Source organism: Streptomyces sp. DSM 42067 (assembly GCF_055792885.1).
The window spans coordinates 756,843-776,999 of the sequence record NZ_CM147706.1 but is presented as its reverse complement, the minus strand read 5'-3'; the positions used below and the strand labels follow the sequence as shown (position 1 = coordinate 776,999).

The 20,157-nt window shown below is 69.8% G+C and carries 17 protein-coding genes; 6 read left to right on the top strand and 11 right to left on the bottom strand.

Features of this window, described 5'->3' with window-relative positions; genetic code table 11:
• The first annotated feature begins 432 nt into the window (after positions 1-432).
• From ACSMXV_RS03855 to ACSMXV_RS03840, 4 genes are all read left to right on the top strand, one after another.
• Positions 433-1,314 carry a fructosamine kinase family protein gene (locus ACSMXV_RS03855; RefSeq protein WP_473176289.1) on the top strand — a complete coding sequence of 294 codons (882 nt, stop codon included), beginning with the start codon at positions 433-435 and terminating at the stop codon, positions 1,312-1,314.
• Positions 1,315-1,426: 112 nt separating this feature from the next.
• Positions 1,427-2,032, top strand: coding sequence for an acyl-CoA-like ligand-binding transcription factor (locus ACSMXV_RS03850; protein WP_473176288.1), 606 nt, complete (start codon positions 1,427-1,429; stop codon positions 2,030-2,032).
• Positions 2,033-2,130: 98 nt separating this feature from the next.
• Complete coding sequence (locus ACSMXV_RS03845) at positions 2,131-3,669, top strand: MDR family MFS transporter (protein WP_473176287.1); 1,539 nt, start codon at positions 2,131-2,133, stop codon at positions 3,667-3,669.
• Between the two features lie 436 nt (positions 3,670-4,105).
• Positions 4,106-4,525, top strand: a complete 420-nt coding sequence (locus ACSMXV_RS03840; protein WP_473176286.1) for an ATP-binding protein — start codon at positions 4,106-4,108, stop codon at positions 4,523-4,525.
• A gap of 156 nt (positions 4,526-4,681) precedes the next feature.
• Here the strand turns inward: ACSMXV_RS03840 and ACSMXV_RS03835 are convergent, their stop codons facing one another.
• Positions 4,682-9,262, bottom strand: coding sequence for an HAD-IC family P-type ATPase (locus ACSMXV_RS03835; protein WP_473176285.1), 4,581 nt, complete (start codon positions 9,260-9,262; stop codon positions 4,682-4,684).
• A gap of 522 nt (positions 9,263-9,784) precedes the next feature.
• Here ACSMXV_RS03835 and ACSMXV_RS03830 point away from each other — a divergent pair.
• The gene (locus ACSMXV_RS03830; protein WP_473176284.1) at positions 9,785-10,018 is read left to right on the top strand and encodes a hypothetical protein; all 234 of its coding nucleotides are present in this window, start codon (positions 9,785-9,787) and stop codon (positions 10,016-10,018) included.
• A gap of 321 nt (positions 10,019-10,339) precedes the next feature.
• Here ACSMXV_RS03830 and ACSMXV_RS03825 read toward each other — a convergent pair whose 3' ends face one another.
• The 4 genes from ACSMXV_RS03825 to ACSMXV_RS03810 all read right to left on the bottom strand — a co-directional run bounded on the left by ACSMXV_RS03825 (position 10,340) and on the right by ACSMXV_RS03810 (position 14,285).
• Positions 10,340-11,785, bottom strand: a complete 1,446-nt coding sequence (locus ACSMXV_RS03825) for a glyceraldehyde-3-phosphate dehydrogenase (protein ID WP_473176283.1) — start codon at positions 11,783-11,785, stop codon at positions 10,340-10,342.
• A 382-nt stretch (positions 11,786-12,167) separates the two neighbouring features.
• Positions 12,168-13,211 carry a MauE/DoxX family redox-associated membrane protein gene (locus tag ACSMXV_RS03820; RefSeq protein WP_473176282.1) on the bottom strand — a complete coding sequence of 348 codons (1,044 nt, stop codon included), beginning with the start codon at positions 13,209-13,211 and terminating at the stop codon, positions 12,168-12,170.
• 16 nt (positions 13,212-13,227) lie between these two features.
• A complete protein-coding gene (locus ACSMXV_RS03815; RefSeq protein ID WP_473176281.1) occupies positions 13,228-13,848 on the bottom strand; it encodes a cell wall protein in 621 nt (206 codons plus the stop codon).
• Positions 13,849-13,862: 14 nt separating this feature from the next.
• Positions 13,863-14,285 (bottom strand): RlpA-like double-psi beta-barrel domain-containing protein, encoded by a 423-nt coding sequence (locus ACSMXV_RS03810; protein WP_473176280.1) that lies wholly within the window; start codon positions 14,283-14,285, stop codon positions 13,863-13,865.
• A gap of 297 nt (positions 14,286-14,582) precedes the next feature.
• On the opposite strand from ACSMXV_RS03810, the gene ACSMXV_RS03805 reads away from it, so the two are divergent.
• Positions 14,583-16,061, top strand: a complete 1,479-nt coding sequence (locus tag ACSMXV_RS03805) for a glutamate-cysteine ligase family protein (RefSeq protein WP_473176279.1) — start codon at positions 14,583-14,585, stop codon at positions 16,059-16,061.
• 133 nt (positions 16,062-16,194) lie between these two features.
• Here the strand turns inward: ACSMXV_RS03805 and ACSMXV_RS03800 are convergent, their stop codons facing one another.
• The 6 genes from ACSMXV_RS03800 to ACSMXV_RS03775 all read right to left on the bottom strand — a co-directional run bounded on the left by ACSMXV_RS03800 (position 16,195) and on the right by ACSMXV_RS03775 (position 20,127).
• Positions 16,195-16,587: a hypothetical protein gene (locus ACSMXV_RS03800; protein WP_473176278.1), complete on the bottom strand. Its 393-nt coding sequence runs from the start codon at positions 16,585-16,587 to the stop codon at positions 16,195-16,197.
• Positions 16,565-16,942, bottom strand: coding sequence for an STAS domain-containing protein (locus ACSMXV_RS03795; protein ID WP_473176277.1), 378 nt, complete (start codon positions 16,940-16,942; stop codon positions 16,565-16,567). The genes ACSMXV_RS03800 and ACSMXV_RS03795 overlap by 23 nt, the downstream gene beginning before the upstream one ends.
• A gap of 168 nt (positions 16,943-17,110) precedes the next feature.
• A complete protein-coding gene (locus ACSMXV_RS03790; RefSeq protein WP_473176276.1) occupies positions 17,111-17,536 on the bottom strand; it encodes an Hsp20/alpha crystallin family protein in 426 nt (141 codons plus the stop codon).
• A gap of 98 nt (positions 17,537-17,634) precedes the next feature.
• Entirely contained in the window at positions 17,635-18,036 is a 402-nt protein-coding gene (locus tag ACSMXV_RS03785; protein WP_473176275.1) for a hypothetical protein, read from the bottom strand.
• Positions 18,037-18,075: 39 nt separating this feature from the next.
• Complete coding sequence (locus tag ACSMXV_RS03780; protein WP_473176274.1) at positions 18,076-18,570, bottom strand: J domain-containing protein; 495 nt, start codon at positions 18,568-18,570, stop codon at positions 18,076-18,078.
• 129 nt (positions 18,571-18,699) lie between these two features.
• Complete coding sequence (locus tag ACSMXV_RS03775; protein WP_473176273.1) at positions 18,700-20,127, bottom strand: lipase maturation factor family protein; 1,428 nt, start codon at positions 20,125-20,127, stop codon at positions 18,700-18,702.
• Between the last annotated feature and the right edge of the window lie 30 nt (positions 20,128-20,157).

Below are 20,157 nucleotides of genomic sequence, written 5' to 3'. Positions count from 1 at the left end.
GGTACTTGCTGTCTGACGGGTGGGCAGAATGGCGATTTCCGGGACGTCGACCCGACCCCGGAGGGAAGGCTGACAGTGTAGGCGATGCGGACGGCGACGTCGGAAGGCGTGAGTGACTCGCTGTCGGCAGGCATGAGTCGCTCGATCGCCCTTTGCGTGTCGGTGAGTTGCAGTCCGCCCGACATGCGCCCCGCCCGTCCCGCCCTCCTTGAAGGCCTTGCCGCCAGAACAGGGCCGTACCCTGGTGGCCGTGCACATGTGCTTGGTTCGCAGTCCGCATCGGGGGCGTCTGCCGGTCGCCGTCCTTAGGCCCTGTCGTCAAACTCCCACGCGCCGATGTGTTCCCGGGCATGACCGCGGCCATCAGGTGCCGGCCATGATCCATGCCGCTACGTCCGGCCTGCTCGCCGGTCTGAGCAAGTACCCAGGCTCATGACCACACCTCCAGCGGCCGAAGGCGGCGAAGGCCCGGGAGCCGCGGCGGCCCGGCTCATCGGGCGCGCCATGACCCGCGAGCGTGCGCTCTCCGGAACGCTCTCCGAAGTCACCCTCAACGGCGGGCGGGTGGTGATGGTCAAGCGCGGTGACGCCCCCGGCGCCGTCCGGGCCGAGGCAGCAGGGCTGCACTGGCTGGCCGACACCGGCACGGTCCGCGTTCCCGCTGTGCACTGCCACGATGAGCGCTGGCTGGTGACCGACCGGGTTCCGCCCGGCCGGCCGAGCGGTGAGGCAGCGGCCCGCTTCGGCCGCGATCTGGCCGCCCTGCACGCAGCCGGCGCGCCCGCGTTCGGCTCCCCGCCGCCAGACGGCCCCCAGGACGCGTACATCGGGCTCGCGCCCATGCGTAACATCCCCGGTACCGACTGGCCGCGCTGGTACGCCGAGCATCGGGTGCTGCCCTACCTGCGCCGCGCCGTCGACGACGGCACGGTGCGCCCCACCGAAGCGGCCGTGGTCGAACGCGTACTGGAGCGGCTGCCCGAGCTGGCGGGCCCTGCCGAGCCGCCCGCCCGGCTGCACGGCGACCTGTGGAACGGCAACGTCCTGTGGGGCGCCGACCATCATGCCTGGCTGATCGATCCGGCCGCGCACGGCGGCCACCGGGAGACCGACCTGGCGATGCTGCACTTGTTCGGCTGCCCGCACTTGGACCGCGTACTGGACGGCTACCAGGAAACAGTGCCACTCGCCGACGGCTGGGCCGACCGCATCGGGCTGCACCAGCTCTTCCCGCTGCTGGTGCACGCGGTGCTGTTCGGCCGCGGCTACGCCGAACAGGCACTCGCGGTGGCAAGGGCGGCCCTGGCGCGGTAACCGCCCTTGCTTCGAGCGCGCGACCCCGCATCATCCATTGACGGTTCCATTGACGGTGGCGTCGGTCCAAACAATTTTGCATGCGGTGAAATCTTGCATAGCATGCACCTTCATGAGTGGAGGGGGTCCGAGCCCGGGGCTGCGCGAACGCAAGAAGCGGGCAACGCGTGATGCGCTCGCGGACGCGGCGCTGCGCATGGCCGCGGAACGCGGACTGGAGAACGTGACCGTGGAAGCTGTGGCCGCCTCGGTCGGCGTCTCCATGCGGACGTTCTTCAATTACTTCCCGCGCCTGGAGGACGCGATCATCCGGCCCGACCCGGAGAGCGCCGAGCGGGTTCGGCAAGCGGTCCTCGACGCACCCGAGGAGGCCACCGCGCTCGACGCGGTGCAGGAGGCCATCGGCCAGGAACTCGCGCATATCGAGGAGGACCACGAGCGCTGGGACCTGCAGTGCGCGGTGCTGCGGAACACGCCTTCGCTGTTGCCCCGCATCCTCGCCGCACGTGGTGCTGATGAACGCGCACTGATCACCGCAGTGGCCGAGCGCCTCGAGCAGAACGCCGACTCCGACCTCCGTCCCAGGCTCCTCGTGCACGTGGCGATCGCCGCCGCCCGCTCCGCCGTCGAGCACTGGGCCTCCACCGGCCGGACGGGCACCTTCCAGAGCGTCTACCACCAGGCATTCGCCTCACTGGCCGCCGGACTGAACCGCTGAAGCACCCACAGGCTTCATCACAGAAATCATCAGAGAATGAGGAACGACAGCCGATGACCGCTGCCGTCACGCCTGAAACCCAGGCGTCCGCATCATCCATGTCTCAACGTCAGATACTCCAGGCCATGTCCGGCCTGATGGCCGGCATGTTCGTCGCCATCCTGGCCTCGACCGTGGTCGCCAACGCGCTGCCCCGGATCATCTCCGACCTGCACGGAACTCAGTCGTCGTACACCTGGGTGGTCACCGCAGAACTCCTGGCGATGACCGCGACCGTCCCGATCTGGGGCAAACTGTCCGACCTCTACGACCAGAAGCTGCTGATCCAGCTGTCGCTGTCGATGTTCGTCGTCGGCTCGCTCGTCGCCGGCTTCTCCAACAGTGTCGGCATCCTCATCGTGAGCCGTGTCGTCCAGGGCATCGGCGCAGGCGGACTGACCGCTCTTGCCCAGGTGGTGATGGCTGCGATCATCCCGCCACGTGAACTCGGCCGCTACTCCGGCATCTTCGGCGGGGTCTTCGCCGTCGGTACGGTCGCGGGCCCGCTCATCGGCGGCGTCCTCGTCGACACGTCCTGGCTCGGCTGGCGCTGGTGCTTCTTCATCGGCGTGCCCTTCGCCCTGCTCGCGATCGTGCTTCTCCAGCTCACCCTGAAGCTGCCCACGGTCCGCAGGGACGTCAAGATCGACTATGTCGGTGCCGTCCTCATCATGTCCGGGGTGAGCGCCCTGCTGCTGTGGATCACTCTCGCCGGCACCGAGTTTGACTGGGCCTCCTGGCAGACGGCCGCCCTGGTGTCTGCCGGTGTGGTGCTGCTGGCCCTTGCGGTTCTGGTCGAGTCCAAGGTCCAGGAACCGATGATCCCGCTGGACATCTTCCGCAACCGGACGGTGACCCTGACCACCGTGGCGAGCATGCTCGTCGGTGTGGCCATGTTCGGCGGCACGGTCTTCCTGTCCCAGTACTTCCAGATCTCCCTCGGCAAGTCCCCGACGGTCGCGGGCCTGATGAGCCTGCCGATGATCTTCGGTCTGATGCTCTCCACCACCATCGCCGGACAGATCATCACCGCCAAGGGCAAGTGGAAGGCCTTCCTCATCGCGGGCGGCATCGTCATGACGGCAGGCATGGGCCTGCTGTCGACGATCAGCGCCGACTCGTCCTTCCTGCTGCTCAGCGTCTATATGGCAGTCCTCGGTATCGGCGTCGGCATGCTGATGCAGAACCTCGTCCTGGCGGCTCAGAACGATGTCCCAGCCTCCGAGTTGGGCGCCGCGACCTCTGTCCTGTCCTTCTTCCGCAGCCTCGGCGGCGCGATCGGCACGAGCGCTCTGGGCGCCGTGCTGAGTCACCGGGTCACGAGCGAGATGGAGAAGGGCTTCGGCGGCGCGGCGGGCGGCGGCGCTGCCGCCGGTGGCGGTGAAGTCCCCGACCTCGCGACCCTCCCCGAACCGGCCCGCCAGGTGGTGGAGAACGCCTACGGCGTCGCCACCGCCGATGTCTTCCTGGTCGGAGTGCCCTTCGCCTTCCTCGCGTTGATCGCCGTCCTCTTCATCAAGGAGAAGCCGCTCAAGACCCAGAGCGGTCTGGAACGCCTCGCCGAAGAGAACAAGTCGCCGACTGCTCCGGTCCACTGAGCAGTCCGGAAACACCGGCAGTCGAGGGCTGAGGGGCTGTCGTACTGCCGGTAGCCGGCTACGACCGCGCGGAGAAGTTTCCGCAGATGAGGGGCGCTCTTCGGAGCGCCCCTCACGCGTGAGTACGAGCAATGCAGGAGCTCTCGCGGGACGAGGGTCCCCGCTCCGGCGCCCGCCGTTGGTTGCTGTGGCCTGGTCGGCCGGGGATGTGGACGTCCCGGCGTGGTCGGCGAGTCTTGTTGAAACCTTAACCGGATGCCTCATAATTCGACACAACGCGGTGACGGAACGTTTCTGCATTGTCGCTGCAGAGTCCCGTCAATGCGCCAACCCCCCATGCGCAGGAGACCCGTTGAACCACACGCCGTCCTCGTTCAACCCAGCTACGGCAGGACGACCCGTCGTCGAGGGAACCGACGACAGGGAACCTGTCGCCGTGACCGCTCCGGTCTTACGCGAGTACCCACCCATGGACCTCCCCGGCAACGCCGGTGCCGTCCACCGGGCTCGCGTCAATGCCCGTACCGCCCTCACAGTCCTCGGTTGGCGGGGGGACGTCCACGCAGCCACGGAAGTGCTCGCCCAGCTCGTGGACAACGCTGTTCGGCACGGCCTTACGCCACGCGCCGGGCAGCGGATCACCGTCCGGCTGGCCCTCAGGGAGCCGCACCAGCTCGTCATCGATGTCGAGGACCCCAACCCCGCCTTCCCCGCCTTCACCGAAGCGCTCCAGGGTGGGCGGGGTCGCGGTCTGCGGGAAGTTCAGCGGCTCAAGGCCGACGTCACATGGTTTCACCGCCCGGACGCCGGCAAGACGGTCCGCGCCACGATGGTCCCTGGGACGGTGGAGCCGTGACGACTGCCGCTTCGCCGGACATGCTTCGCCGGACAGAGCTCAAGGGGTTCGACGAGTCGATGGCCTGCGGAACCTCAGTCTTTCCGTGATCATCGCGATGACCGGGCTCGCCTCTTCCATCGCCTCTCGTAGTCACAGTTCGTCCTTCGACGGTGGTCAGGCGGGTGTGGCTGCGGGTTGGGAATCCAGGAGGCGGGGGGCGAGTGCGGCGGCGACGGTGGACGTGGCCGCGCAGGCGGTGACCGTGGCCCAGGCGACGGGGCCCAGCGGGGTGCAGCCGAAGAAGTGGCTGATGCCGGGGGTTTGCACGACGGCGACGAGTGCGGCGGTGGAGAGACCGGCGGTGACCAGGACAAGGGGGCTGTGCCAGTCGGTGATGAGGGTCTGGCCCAGTTGGGTGCCGACCAGTGCGGCCAGGCCCATGGTGCTCGCGCGCCGTTGCAGGCCGGTGAAGCGGCCGATCTGCCAGGCGGTGGTGGCGCCGAGGGTGGTGGCGGTGCCGCGGACGGCCAGAACATGGACCAGGTCGCGTCCGAGGAGCGAGGAGACCGGGCCGCCGGTCAGAGGGTCTTCGCCGGGTTTGGGTGCCCGGGCCGGGGCGAGGGCGACGGCGAGGGCGGGCAGCATGTCGGTGAGCAGGTTGACCAGCAGGAGTTGACGGGTGCCGAGGGGGGCGCGGCCGGAAAGGGCGGTGCCGAGGACGGTGAACGCGACCTCCCCGGCGTTGCCGCCGACGAGGATGGCGACGGCGTCGCGCACGCTGTGCCACAGGGTCCGGCCCTCGATGAGGGCCTGGAGGAGGCGGGTGGGGTCCGGGTCGGTGAGGACGAGGTCCGCGGCGGCACGGGCGGAGGTGGAGCCGTGGGCTGAAAGGCCGATGCCGACGTCCGCGAGGCGGATGGCGGCGGCGTCGTTGACGCCGTCGCCGGTCATGGCCACCACGTGTCCGGTGCGTTGCAGGGCCTGGACGATGCGGACCTTGTGCTCGGGGGAGACGCGGGCGAAGACGGCGGTCTGGGCGATCCGGCGGAGGCGGGCGCGTTCGGACAGGGTGTCCAGTTCGGCGCCGGTGAGGACGGTGTCGCCATCGGGAATGCCGAGTTCGCGGGCGATGGCGGCCGCGGTGGCGGGGTGATCGCCGGTGATCATGGCAGTCCGTACCCCGGCTTCCGCCAGGCGTTTGACGGTTTCCGCGGCTCCTGGCCGTACGGGGTCGGCGATGGCGAGGAAGCCGAGGAGCGTCAGGTCGTGGGCCCGGTCGGCCACGTCGTCGCTGGGGTTCGCGGGTGAGGTGGGCCTGGCCTCCGCCACCGCGAGGACGCGGAGTCCGCCCGCGGCCATGCGCTGCACGAGGTGGTGCGCGGCGTGGCGTCGGGCCGGGTTGAGGGGGACGGTGCTGTCGTTGCCGGGCTCGTGGGGTGTGGAGACGGTGGCGGTGCAGCGGGCGAGGACTGTTTCCGGTGCCCCTTTGACTGCGAGGTAGGGGTCTCCTGATTCGGTGCCCAGGCAGGCGGAGTAGCCGCGACTGGCTTCGAAGGGCAGTTCGGTGACGGATCGCCAGGTGTGGTCGGGTGCGCAGTGAGCGGTTGCGGCGTCGACGACCGCTTGGTCGGTGGCGTGGGGCAGCCTCTGGCCGGCCTTGGGGATCGGGCAGGCTCTGGCCGCGGTCTGCAGGAGGTGGCGGCCGGGTGCACTGTCCATCCGTAGCTCGTGGTCGGGTGTGGCCAGCCCGGTCACGCTCAGCCTGCCCTGCGTGAGGGTGCCGGTCTTGTCGAAGCACACGACATCGACACGGCCCAGCGCTTCCAGGACGCGAGCGGAACGGGTCAGGATGCCGTGCCGGGACAGGCGGCGGGCGGCGGCGGACTGGGCGACGGTCGCGACCAGCGGGAGCCCCTCGGGAACCGCGGCGACGGCGACGGCCACACCCGAGGCGAGCGCTTCGCGTACCGGCACACCGCGCAGGAGACCCAGGAGGGTGACCGCGGCGCCGCCGATGCCGACCGCGGGCAGCGCGGTCTTGGTCAGGGCTGCCAGGTGGCTTTCGATGCCGGGCGGCGTGGTGGCGGTACCGGCCAGGTCGGCGGCGCGGCCGGCTTCTGTCTGCGCTCCGGTGGCCACGACGACGGCACAGCCGGTCCCGGCCAGCACGGTGCATCCCTCATAGACCATGCAAGAGCGCTCGGCCAGCTCTGCGCCGGGGGTGGCCGCCGGGTCCTTGGCGACCGGGACGGACTCGCCGGTCATGGTGGCCTCATCGATCTCCAGGCGGTCGCTGACCAGCAGCCGGGCGTCCGCCGGGACGATGTCGGAGGGCCGCAGCGCGATGATGTCCCCGACCCGCAGGTCCTGTGCGGTGGTGGTGTGTACGGGGGCGGTCTGCAGCCCGGTGAAGAACCGGGACCGGTCCGGGTGCCGTGCCGTGGAGGCGACGGGTGTCCAGTGGACCCGTCGGGCCATCTGCTGCTCGGCGAGGAGCAGACCGTTCAGCGCGCGTTCGGCACGCAACCGCTGCACGCCGCTGACCACGGCGTTGCCGGCCATCACGCCGCCCACCAGGGCCGAGTCGATGCCGGAACCCACGGCGGCGGAGGCGGCAGCGCCCAGCGCCAGCACGGGGGTGAGGGGGTCGCGCAGTTCCTCGCGTACCGCGGTCACCAGCTGCGCGGCCCCGCGGGCCGTTGCGGCCAGGCCGGCGGCGTCAGCCATGGTGTGTACGGCTTCGGCCAGGGCGCCCTGCGCCGTACGACCTGATTCAGCCCTACGACCTGATTCAGCCCTACGACCTGATTCAGCCCTACGACCTGATTCAGCGGACGACCCAGCCGTCGCCCGGCCGTCCGGGCCATTGCTGAGCGCCCCCAGAACGCCGAAGATCTCGTGGGCCTCCAAGGCATGCCAGACGCTACGGATACGGGCGGGCGGCAGGGGCTTACGCGCCAGGCGACGGGCCGCCCTGAGACCGCCGATCTGGGCAAGGAACGCGGCGCCGTGAATCGGTGAGGTGGTCACGCCGAGCATCGTGCGGCGGGTGCGGGAGGCCGCGATCAGCGCTCCGAGGGCCGACGCGCCCAGGCACAGGCGAGCCGACCTGCTGCTGACCTGGTGCGCTTCGTCGAGGGCGGCAAGGACACGCCAGGCCTGCGCCAGGCCCGGGCCACAGATCAGATGCGCCGACCAGCACACCCGGCCTGCTTCGCCGTGGCCGGGCAGCACCGTGACACCGACGTCTGCGGCGGCCAGTGCCTGGTCCTCGGCAGACGTGAGCAGCAGGACGACCTGGCCGTCCTTTTGCAGGCGCCGCACCTCCTCGGGGAGCGAGGCGGACATCGGCACGGCCTCGTCGGCCCACGAGACCAGTTCGTCCGCACTCGCGTGCTCGGTGAGCAACAGACGGCGGCTGGCGGAGCGGGCCGTTCCCAGCAAGGCGTCAGCCAGCGGGTCGAGTTCGCAGCCGACGAGAACCCGGCCTTGGCGCCGCCCGTCGGCGTCGCGTAGGTCCAGTGGCAGCCCCGAGGGGGCGTCAGGTCGCCCGTGCGGTGCGTCGGCGGGGCGCTCCAGCCGCCATTCGTCGCAGATCCAGGGTCCCGGACCGCACAGCTCCTGCAGAGAGCGGCCGAGCAGAGCCGACTGCCCGGCGCGCCACACATCGGCGTCGTCCAGCCGGCCGGTGGCGACAGCCGACAGCAGCCGCGGGCGGGGGGCGCACAGGACGGTCGAGTCGATCAGGACCGTCGAGACCCGGTCCAGCAGCCGTAGGGCGGTCCCGTCCATCGGGACCACGCCGTCGCGTGCCAGGTCCCGGCCCAGCCGTGCGCTGAAAGCTTCTCTGCCCATCCCCGCGGCTTTCGGCACGGTCGCCAGGATCGCCTGCGCGGCCTGCTCGGGGCTGCCGGTCCACGCCAGTACCCCACCGGATCCCAGCAGCGCCGCAAGCGAGGTCCGTTGCCCGCATGCCTCCACCGGTCCGGCGGGCAGCGGCGCCGGTCGGCGCGCCCGCTCGGGCGCATGACGCGGCAGTGCCTCGCCGCCGCCCACCAACTCGTTCTCCCGCTGACTCCACACGGCCTGCCGGCTGCGGATCTCGGCGAGCTGCCAAAGCCGCTGCACCGCATCCACGGCGAGCGGCGCCATCCCCCGAGTCAGGGAGTGCACTGCCGCGTTGGACACCCCCAGCACCATCTCGGCATGTGCTCGGCCCAGCCGTCCATCCAGCAGACGGCGCAGTCGCGGCTGGGTCTCCGCCAACACCACCGGCACCCGCAGAAGGGCTGGTGCGGACCACGGCACCGCCTGGCCGAGCGACGCCGCCACCAGCCCGAGGCAGTCCGCGGCCAGCGACGCCCCGGCCAGCACCGCCGGTGCCGCGTCAAACGGTGGATGAGGACGATGGCCGGCGAAGGTCTCACCATCGCTGCCGTGCGCCTTTTCGACCTGCTCCACCAGCTCCACCAGCCGGTCCAGGCCGAAGTCGTCTTCATCCACGTCGACGACCACCTGCCCCAGCACCGCGTTCACCTCGGCCCAGCGCACACCCTCCACGGCGCACAGCGCCGTCCCCAGCGCACCCACCAGCCGGTCGTGGCGTTTTCCTCGCCCGCTCAGGCCGCGTACCTCGATGTGCGCCCTGCCCCCACGGGACCACACGCGCCGCCGTGAGCGGTCCTGCCCGGCGTCCGCCAGTACGGCGGATACGTCGGCAAGACCCCGCGGCAGAGCGCTCAGGGCATCACCCACCGCCTGCCAACTCGAACGGACCGCACCGACAGCGCCACCCGCGACCTCGCCTGCCACCCTCCATGGCGCCGGTGGAGAAGCCAGGCCGGGGACAGACGCCAGAACCTCACTCCACGGCAGCACTGGGCACCTCCTGCTTGCTGGCGAGCAACGGTCACAGGCTGAGCGGCGGCACCTTCAGATGTAGAGCCATTCAGAGCTACACAACGGCACCAAAAGGCAACATAAGCCTCAGAGAATGATAATTGCCAAATCTGTAACACCGAACAGCGCATTGGGAGGAAAACCGTGAACGCCACCGCTCAGCAAGCCCGCAGTCGGACGGCGAAAACGCCCAGTCGCCCAGCCTCCACGCGCAAGAAGGCAGCGAGTCCCTCGAACAAGCGCGCCGAGCCGGCAGCGAGCCCCTCCAAGAGGAGTGCCGAGCAGGCAGCGAGTCCCCCGAAAAGGCGCGCCGAGCAGACCCTCACCATCAACATCCCCGTCGGGCGCGTCGCCTCCGCGGCTGCAAAAGTCGTCGCAATGCCCGTCACTGCAGCTCAGCGCGTCCTGCCGGCCAAAGGTGGGCTCCCTGTTTTCCTCGGCCTCGGCACGCTCGGAGTAGTCGGCTTGCTGGAATGGCCCGTGGCGGCCGGCGTCGGCATCGGCTACGCCATCCTCCGCCACGGAGGGGCGTTCAGCCCGGCGCCCGGCAGTACGTCGAACGGGTCTGACGGAAAGGCCCGCACCGGCGCAAAGAAGGGCACCGCCACATAGCCCCTGACCCACTTTCACGTGCACTGATGTGCATCCCCGACTCGTACTGCAATGGTGTTTGCGGTGGCGGGTGGGCAGTTCCCAGACGGGTGCGCAGTTTCTGAAGGGCTGTGTCCGCGTTTGCAGTGACCGATGCGGGGCTGGAATTTGCCGACTGCGGTCAGGCAGGCCTGGGCGGACAAGGCCAGGGCCTGGGCGAACAATGCCAGAGTGATGGGGCGGTGGCGGCGGTGGGAGAGCAACCGGATGCCGAGCGCGACCGGTTGCCGCCCCCACCGCCGCCCCGCCTGCCGGGACGGCGGATCGGACAGTCCGCCGAGATCAGGCCGCCGGGGCCGGGTAGGTCGGGTACTCCACCCCGGAGACGTGCTGGACGACGCGGATGACCTGGCAGGAGTAGCCGAACTCGTTGTCGTACCACAGGTAGAGGATCGCGTTGTCGCCCTCGACCTTGGTGGCGCCGGCATCGACGATCGAGGCGTGGCGCGAGCCGATGAAGTCGCTCGAGACCGCGTCGGGTGCGCTGATGAAGTCGATCTGGCGCTTGAGCGGCGAGGTCAGCGACACGTTGCGGAGGTAGTCGAGGACGTCCTCGCGGGTGGTCTCGCGCGCGAGCTGCAGGTTCAGGATCGCGATCGAGACGTCCGGAACCGGGACGCGGATCGAGCTGCCGGTGATCTTCGCCTTCAGGTCGGGTAGCGCCTTGGCGACGGCCGAGGCGGCACCGGTCTCGGTGATGACCATGTTGAGCGGCGCGGAGCGGCCGCGGCGCTCGGACTTGTGGTAGTTGTCCAGCAGGTTCTGGTCGTTGGTGAACGAGTGGACGGTCTCCACGTGGCCGCGCAGAACGCCGTACTCGTCCGCCATCGCCTTCAGCGGCGGGACGATCGCGTTGGTGGTGCAGGACGCGCAGGACAGGATCTGCTCGTCCGGCTTGATCGTGTCGTGGTTGACGCCGTGGACGATGTTCGGGACGTCGCCCTTGCCCGGCGCGGTCAGGACGACCTTGTCGATGCCGGGGCGGAGGTGGTTCGACAGGCCCTCGCGGTCTCGCCACTTGCCGGTGTTGTCGATGAGGATGGCGTCCCTGATGCCGTACGCCGTGTAGTCGACCTCCGTCGGGTCGTTGGCGTAGATCACCTTGATCTCGTTGCCGTTGGCGAGGATCGTGCTGTTCGCCTCGTCAACGGTGATCGTGCCCTGGAACTGGCCGTGGATGGAGTCGCGGCGCAGCAGCGAGGCGCGCTTCACGATGTCCTGGTCGCCGCCCCCGCGGACGACGATGGCGCGCAGGCGCAGGCCGTTGCCGGAGCCGGCCTTCTCGATGAGCAGGCGGGCGACGAGGCGGCCGATGCGGCCGAAGCCGTAGAGGACGACGTCGCGCGGCTCGCGGCGGTCGATCTTGTTGGCGCCCGTGGCGCCGGCGACGGCCTCGGCGGTGAACTCCTGCACGGAGAGACCGCGGTCGTCGGTCTTGTGCGTCGCGGCGAGCATGCCGATGTCGATCTGGGACGGGCCGAGATCGAGCGTGGTGAGAGCCTGCAGGAACGGCAGCGTGTCGGTGACGGAGAGTTCCTCGCCGGCGATCTGACGGGCGAATCGGTGGGTCTTGAGGATGCTGACCACCGACTTGTTCACCAAGGAGCGGCTGTGAAGCAGGACCGTGACGTCCCGCTCCCGGTGCAGCTTCCCGATGATCGGGATCATCGACTCCGCGATCTCCTCGCGGTTCTTCCAGTTGGTGAACGAGTCCTCGTTGGCAGTCACAGTTCATCTTTCGAGCTAGGCGGCGCTCATATGCTAACCCCCTCGCCACTTTGATCATTCACTTGGTGCCAGCTGAGCGAGGTGGTCGGGTCGGGGCGTCTGCCGCCGGTACTCGGGCGTGCCGGTCTACCGTGCCGGTCTACGCCGTCATCCGCTCTCACCGGGCTGGTCGGCCGGCACGCCGTGCCATTCGGTGACGACCGCGGCCACCGTGACCGCCTTGGAACCGAGCACGATTGCCACCGACCCCGAGCGCCGCGTGTACTACCGGCGGCCTGGGGAGCGCGGACGAGCTCTGCTCGGCTCCGGGTCGGGACCGCGGCGAGGCGGGCGAGGGTGGGTGTTCGCCGGCGCCCACGTGGGCGCCGGCGAACAACTGCCGTCAGCCGGCGAGGGGCAGGGCGGGCCGGACCGCAGGAGAGAGCAGTTCGTTGGCCACCGCCTCGCCGGTGTCCGCGTCGACGATGGCGACCCGGACGGCCGGCTCGGCGGTCGTGTCCGTGCTGACCGTCGCGTCCAGCGCGAAGAGCACGGCGACCGGCCGGGCCGTGCCGCCCTCCTCACCGCCCTCCTCGTACACGCCGGTGAACTGCAGGACGCGCCAGCCGTCCTCATCCCAGTGGTCCACCAGCCCCGACCGTACGACGGGTGATGCGGCCTGCCAGGCGAGAGAACGTTCCAGAAGCTCGACCGTCGCCGCGACCGGAACCGCGGAGCCGCTCGCCGCGGCCGAGTTGAACGGATGGCCGAACAGACGGAGCCGGAATCGGCGCAGCGGCAGCCGCCACCAGCGGTCCAGGTCCGCGGAGAGCCCCACCAACACCGCCGAGGACAGCAGCAGGAAGCCCAGTGAGACGAACGGCTGTTCCTCAATCACGGTCCACCAGGGCTGCGCCGCACCATCCGCCCCCGTACGCCCTCCGGCCATCCCGGCGGCACGCAGAGCACACGCCGCCGACACCGCCCCGCCTGCCAGCACCGCGGCCGCACGGGCGAAGGCGCGCCAGGTGATCGGGGCGTCGTCGCTCGCCGAGCAGCCGCAGGACGACTCGGGCGCGGTCGCCCGGGCCCGGGCGAGGTAGCCGAGGAAGCCCGCCCCGAGAGCGGCCGCCACAACCCCCGGTGCTGCCGCGGCCGTCGCCCCCACCGACGCGGGGAGGGCAAGCAGGCCGACTGCGGCGACCAGCTCGGCCGCGCCCACAGTGCGCAGCACCAGCACCGTCCGTTCGCTGCTGCGCAGCATGCGGGCGAGCGCGGTCTTCGGCGCCTGGCGGACGGTGCCGCGGCCGAAGAGCTTGACCGCGCCGGTCCACCCGAGCAGCCCGGCCAGCACCAGCGGGACCAGAGCGGGGACCAGCCCTGATGTCAGGCTTGATGCCAGGTCCGATGCCAGGCCTGATGCGAGGCCCGATGTCAGTGACTCCATCTCTCCCCCCGCCCGCTCAGTGCCCGACCGAGATGCGCACGACGTCGACGGAGTCGTCGGACGGCCGCCACGCGCCCAGGACCTGGGCGTGCTGTCCGATGCGGAGCTGGGACAGGTCGGAGGTGAGGGCCCGTCCGGCGTACGAGGCGTTGGTGGCGGACGGGACGACGTTGCCGACGATCTCGTGGTGTCCGTGGGCGAGGTGCAGCCGGTGTTTCTCGATGCCGCGGATCGTCGTGGCCATGTTGACGATGTTCACCCACACCGCGTCGGCGGCGACGGTGCCGTCGGGCATCGGAACTCCACGCGCGTAGAGACCGTCGCCGGCCTCGATCGCATCAGCGGTGGTGGGCTCCACCTTCCAGATGCTGGTGGCGTTGGTGAGCTGTATGCGGGCGCGGTCGCCGTGGGAGCCCAGGACGTGCAGCACGCTGCCGTCGATCCGTGTGATCCGCCCTTCCACGAAGGAGGACTTGGCGAATGCGGGGTCGAGCGATGCCTGGGGCGCGGCGAAGGCGGCGTCGGCGTCGATGCCGCCGAGCGCGGTCGCGCCGACGATGGTGGCGCCGCCGACGACGGCGTTGGTGAGGAAGCGACGGCGGCCGACGCCACCGGGTATGCCCTGGTGAGCGGTCATGTCGTGACGCCCCCTCACTCGTAGATGTAGACCGGCAGCATGCCGGAGTTGAGGTTGCCGATGGCCGAGAACGCCGCGGGCGTGAGGTCCAGCACGCGGTTGGTGCGGCAGACGCCGTTGCAGCAGGTGGCCTCGCCGCACCAGGACTTGGTGCGCGGGCCGCAGTCGGTGATGGTGATGCACACGGTGGCGCCCGAGCACTGGTGTCTGACGTTCATCACCGAGCCGCAGCCGCGCCGGGGGATGTTCTCGCCGCACAGGTCGGGCCGGGTGATGTCCCAGCACGCCTGCGATGCGTTGGGCCAGGCGCCGTGGTACGAGGCGGACCTGCAGGTCCCGCAGGCGCCGCCGCCCGCGCTGCCGCACGGGCCCCAGGCGTTCCCACAACAGAACCAGCTGGTCTCGCCGGCCCACAGGCTGGTCGTTCCGCAAGCCATGGTGCATTCCCTTCCGGAGAGGCGCGCTTATGGCGCGCTCATGACAAATGCTGCTGCGCAACGACCCCGTGAACGGTGATGCGCAGGAGAGCAGGGAGAATGCTGTGCAGTACAAGCACCCCTATGATGCGCACCACCGCGCCGCCCCGCTAGAGGGCCTCGGGCGCTGTCCGCTACGCGCGTCCGCCCTCCCGGTCGGCTGCTGTCCGAGGCACGGGCTCCGCCTCGTCAGTGCTGCCCGGCAGTGGGATTCTGGTCTGGTAGTGACGTGTCCGCCGAGGAGACTCGGGAGGGCCGATGGGACGGGACGTCCCGGCGCTGGTGTTCACGCGTGAGGACCGCCGCCGGTACCGAATGAAGATGCAGGAGTGCCTCGACGCGTTCGCGCAGATGCTGCGTGAGTCACGGTTCGAGTCGGAGCGGCCCCAGGTGGGCCTGGAGATCGAGCTCAATCTCGTGGACGCCGGGGCCGAGCCGGCGATGCGCAACAGCGATGTGCTCGAGGCGATCGCCGATCCCGCCTGGTCCACGGAGCTGGGGCGGTTCAATCTGGAGATCAACATTCCGCCGCGGCGGCTGACGGCCGGCGGGCCCGACGCCTGGGAGGGCGAGATCCGCGGCGCCCTCAACCACGCAGACGAACGCGCTGCGACGGTCGGCGCACATCTGATCATGGTCGGCATCCTGCCCACGCTGCGCCAGGCGGACGTCGGCGAGGCGGCGCTGTCGGAGAACCCGCGCTACCGGCTGCTGAACGAGCAGGTGTTCGCCGCCCGCGGCGAGGATCTGCGGATCGAGGTGGACGGTGTGGACCGGCTGCGGACCTACGCGGACACCATCACCCCCGAGGCCGCGTGCACCAGCACCCAGTTCCACCTGCAGGTGTCCCCTGACGAGTTCGCCGACTACTGGAACGCGGCACAGGCGATCGCGGGGGTTCAGGTCGCGCTTGCTGCCAACTCGCCGTTCCTGTTCGGCAAGGAGCTCTGGGACGAAACCCGCATCACCCTGTTCGAGCAGGCCACCGACACCCGCCCGGAGGAGATCAAGGTGCAGGGTGTGCGGCCCCGGGTGTGGTTCGGCGAGCGATGGATCACCAGCGTCTTCGACCTCTTCGAGGAGAACGTCCGCTACTTCCCGGCGCTGCTGCCCATCTGCGACGACCCGCACCCCAAGGAGACGCTGGAGGGCGGAGACATCCCCGAGCTGGCCGAGCTGACCCTGCACAACGGCACGATCTACCGCTGGAACCGCCCGGTCTACGCGGTCGCGCACGACAAACCGCATCTGCGGGTGGAGAACCGCGTGCTCCCCGCCGGCCCGACGGTCGCCGACACGCTCTCCAACGGCGCCTTCTACTACGGGCTCACCCGCGCCCTGGTGGAGGAGGACCGGCCGGTCTGGTCCCGGATGTCGTTCTCGGCCGCCGAGGACAATCTCCATACGGCGGCACGCCACGGCATCGACGCACGGCTGTACTGGCCCGGAATGGGTGAAGTACCGGTGCCCGAACTCGTTCTGAGGCGCCTGCTGCCGCTCGCGCACCGGGGGCTCGAGCTCTCGGGAATGGACGCGGCCTGGCGCGAGCCGCTGCTGGGCATCATCGAGCAACGGTGCGTCACCGGGCGCAACGGCGCGGTGTGGCAAAAGGAGATGTACCACCGGATCGACGCCTCATCGCACGTCGGCCACCACGAAGCGCTGCGGCGGATGACCCAGCAGTACATCGACTACATGCATCTGAACGCACCCGTCCATACCTGGCCGGTCGACTGAGGGCATGCCGCGGCCGCTCCTGCGAGGTGAGGGGCGCCTGCTGTGCTCGGCGGCATCACACGCGTCCAGTCGAGCGAAGCCGCCCCCGGAAACCGACCGAGGACCGGCGGTTCCGGCGGCGGCGTCCGCTCGACTAGCGATCGTCCGATACCTGGCCGCTCGAGGACGGAGCCGGCTGTTCCGGCTGCTCGTGGGATGCCGCACCGAGCAGCGGGGCACCGTGCCGCTCGGCGCGGTACTCACCGAGTCCCGTGATCTTCTGACGGGGCGCATCGGCCGCGCCCGGCGGGACGGGCACGGGCCTGCGTGCGGTGAGGCGGCCGACCCAGCGGCGGCCGCACAGCGGGCAGGGCGGCGCACCCTGGGGCTCGTAGGGGGACGTCGCGGCGATCCCGTCGCGGGTGAAGTACTCCCATTCCTCTCCGTCGTCGTCCCGGTAGTGCTGCACGTCGTAGTCGGCGCTCCACCGGTACCAGCAGTGGCCGCACGTGAACTCCACTCGCTCAAGGGCCAGTTCGGTAATCATCGGCTCCCCTCCTTGACGGGAACATGGCCTGCGTGACGGTGTCGTATACGGGAATGATCGTTGTCAGTTCGGTGATGCGCAGCAGGCGCCTGATCGGTCCCTCCGGGCAGACCAGACGAAGCTGCCCGTTGCGTTGCCGGGCCTCGTGGGCGGCGGCGAGGAGCACGCTCAGACCGCTGGCGTCGCAGAAGTCCAGGTCGGAGAAGTCCACGATGACCCTCGCCGGATTGTGGGCTGCGATCACGTCGTCGAGGTGGTCGCCCAGCTCGTCCCGGGTGGTGATGTCGATCTCGCCCGTGACCTCGACGACCTCCCATGCGTCTCGCCGTTGGGAGGAAACCCTCAGTGGCTCCATTTACTTGCCCTCCCTCACCCCTGAACGGTGGAAGGCGAAAACTGCGGAAGGCCCGCGGCTCCTGGCCTCCTTGCGACCCTGCGGGCTCCACTCACCGTGAGCCCCGCGGCTCCACCCGCGCGCCCGGGCGCGCAGGTGGATGGTCCCTGGGTCCGCCTCCGACGGCGATCAGCCGGCGATCTCCTTGGTCTCGTCACCGCGACTGATCTCGATCTTGCGAGATTTGGCCGGCTCGCCCTCCGGGATACGGACGGTCAGGACGCCGGCGTCATAGTTCGCCTCGACCTGATCGAGCGACAGTGTCTCGCCCAGGAACAGCTGCCGGCTGAACACCCCATGCGGCCGTTCGTCCACGACCATCTCGACGCCCTCCGTGTCGGGAGCACGGCGCTCCGCCTGCACGGTCAGGACGTTCTGCTCGAGGCTCAGGTCGATGGAGTCCGGGTCCACGCCGGGCAGATCCAAGTGCACCAGCAGGGCGCCTTCGTGCCTGTAGGCGTCCATCGGAATGAGGGCGGGCCTGGCGACCGTTCCCAGGACCTGCTGCGTCAGTCGATCGAGTTCGCGGAAGGGATCAGTACGCATCAGCACCATCGGTCACACCCCTCTCCTTGTGCCGTGCCTGATGTCAACGCCTTCCGGCTGTCTGCTCTAGCGGTTGATATACCGCTTTCCGGACATATTGACAATCCCTACTTCGGGTCGGCAGATGCCTGCGCCGGCCGCGCAGAGGCTTCCGGGCCCCGTACGGCGGCGCGGATGGCGGAGGCCGTGGCCTCGGGTTCGGGGTCCGAGACCACGAGGCGAGCGAAGGGCGACGGCGGTCTCAGATCTACGCTCACCACCGGCCTGGGCATCCGCATAACGGCGAAGTCACGCCCCTGAGGATGCCTGCGTACACCCACGAAACGCGTCCCCGGCAACCACACGGCCGCCTCGGGCTCCCCACGCAGCGCACGCCACCAGTCGTGGGTCACGACGACGTTCTCCACGGCGGCCAAAGGCACCCGGACATGTCGCCGACGCGCGCAGAGCCTCTCCATCGCGGACAGGCGCACCACCAGTTCGCCGCCCTTGACCTGCAGCCGTGCCACCTGTGACACCCCCTGGCTTCACGGGCAGGGACGTTCCCCTTACCACCGCATGATCCACTGCCACAACAGATCCCAAGGGTCGGAGAGGCTCGACCCGGGAGCGCTTTCCTCGTCGTACGGCCACTCCGTCCGGCGGGACCAGGTCCACGACGGCTCGGCGCGTGGCGCCCCGCGCCCCGGCCGATCCATGGCCGCGTCCGCCGCTCCCGGGGCCTCGGCCGTCCTGACTCTGACGGAAATTCTGACCGGCCGGCCGCGGCGTCCTTGCGGCCCGCTCGTGGCACCGCGCGCGGAAGTGGGAGAGCGTTCGGCGTCGTAGGCCTCCCGCAGGACGGGATCGCGGAGCGTGCCGTAGGCGGACAGGACCTCGGCGAAACGTTCGCCTGCGGCCTCCTGCCCCGGGTTGGCGTCCGGGTGCAGTGCGCGGACGAGCTTGCGGTACGCCGATGTGATCTGGCCGCCCGAAGCGGTCGGCTCCACACCGAGCACCGCATAGAGGTCCCGCTGGGGGCCAGGTGTTGCGCGGCCCGCCACTGGGCTCACCTCCCGAACGCTTCACTGGCGAATGGCGCTCTACTGGCAAACAGGGAGAAAACCCTCTCGACACATGTGCATAGATCCTGCTCAATCCCTTGTCAAGAATGAACTGGGAGGAAGGAACCGTCAGGGCGCCTTGGTCACCGGCGGAAGGTAGCTGCCCACCAGCGTGCGGTCCCACCAGGCGCGGTTCTTGCGCAGCCCATGCCGGTCGGTGAAGCGGTAGCTGTAGAGCTGGGCGCGGATGTAGGTGGGCGGCGACGCGGGGAAGGGGTTGCTGCGCAGGAGTCCGAGGGTGGCCCGGTCGTTGTCGAGAAGTCGCCCGATGAACGGTGCGAACCAGGACAGCGCGTAGACGGGTGAGAGCGCGGCGAACCACATCTGCCAGTCGAGCCGCAGGTGGTACGGGGCCACCTGCGGCGGCAGGCGGCGCAGGTCGCCCGGCTTGCCCTTGAAGCCGTACTCCTTCCACACGGTGCCGTCGGTGATCTCCGGCTCGTCCGTGCCCTCGATCACCACCTCGTAGCGGACCCGGCCGATGCTGCCGAAGGCTCCGTAGGTGTTGACCAGGTGGAGGGGGTTGAAGGAGAAGTTCATCAGCTGCCGGCGCGAGAGCAGATTGCGGACCGGCCAGTAGCTGAGCACGGCCACCAGTGCGGTGACGGCGATCACCACGCCTTCGTACCACGCCGGTGTGGCCGGGAAGGCGCGAGGCTCGGGGAGCGGCAGGACCTCTGCGGCGTACCCTCCGTCGATCGCGGGCAGCGCGAGCACGATGGTCAGCCAGTTCAGCCAGGCGAAGTTGCCGGAAGCGACCAGCCAGAGCTGCGTGAGGATGATGACCCCGCCCGCCACACTGGCGATCGGCTGCGGAGTGAGCAGCGCGGCGGGAGCGCCGAGCTGCGCGATGTGGTTGGCCGCGACCTCCACCCGGTGCGCCGGCCGGGGCAGGCGGTGGAAGAACCAGCTGAGCGGGCCGGGCATCGGCTGAGTCTCGTGGTGGTAGTAGAGGCAGGTCAGATCTCGCCAGCACGGGTCGCCGCGGAGCTTGATCAGCCCGGCGCCGAACTCCAGCCGGAACAGCAGCCAGCGCAGCAGCCACAGCACCAGGACCGGCGGCGCCGTGCGCTCGTTGCCCAGGAAGATCGCAAGAAACCCGGCCTCGAGCAGCAGCGATTCCCACATGAACGCGTACCACGTCTGCCCGACGTTGACGATCGACAGGTACATCACCCAGAGGGCCGCCCACATCAGCATCGACGCCCAGAGGGGGACGCGGTCGCCCGCCCCCGCGGCCAGTGCGGCGGACAGCACCACGCCCGTCCAGGCGACCAGCCCGAAGAACCTGTCGGAGTAGTGGAGGTGGAAGATGCTGGGCGACTGCCGGAAGGGAACGGTCGCCACGTAATGGGGCACAGGGAGCAGACCGCGCTCACCGATCAGAGCCCGGAACTGGTTGACCGTGCTCAGGAACCCGACGAAGTACAAGGCGGCCAGGCCGCGCTGAAAGCCGAGCCTGCCCAGCCAGTAGTCCGCGTCCGTGAACCACTCCACAGCACTCCTCCTGGAGCGGCACCGCGGCCC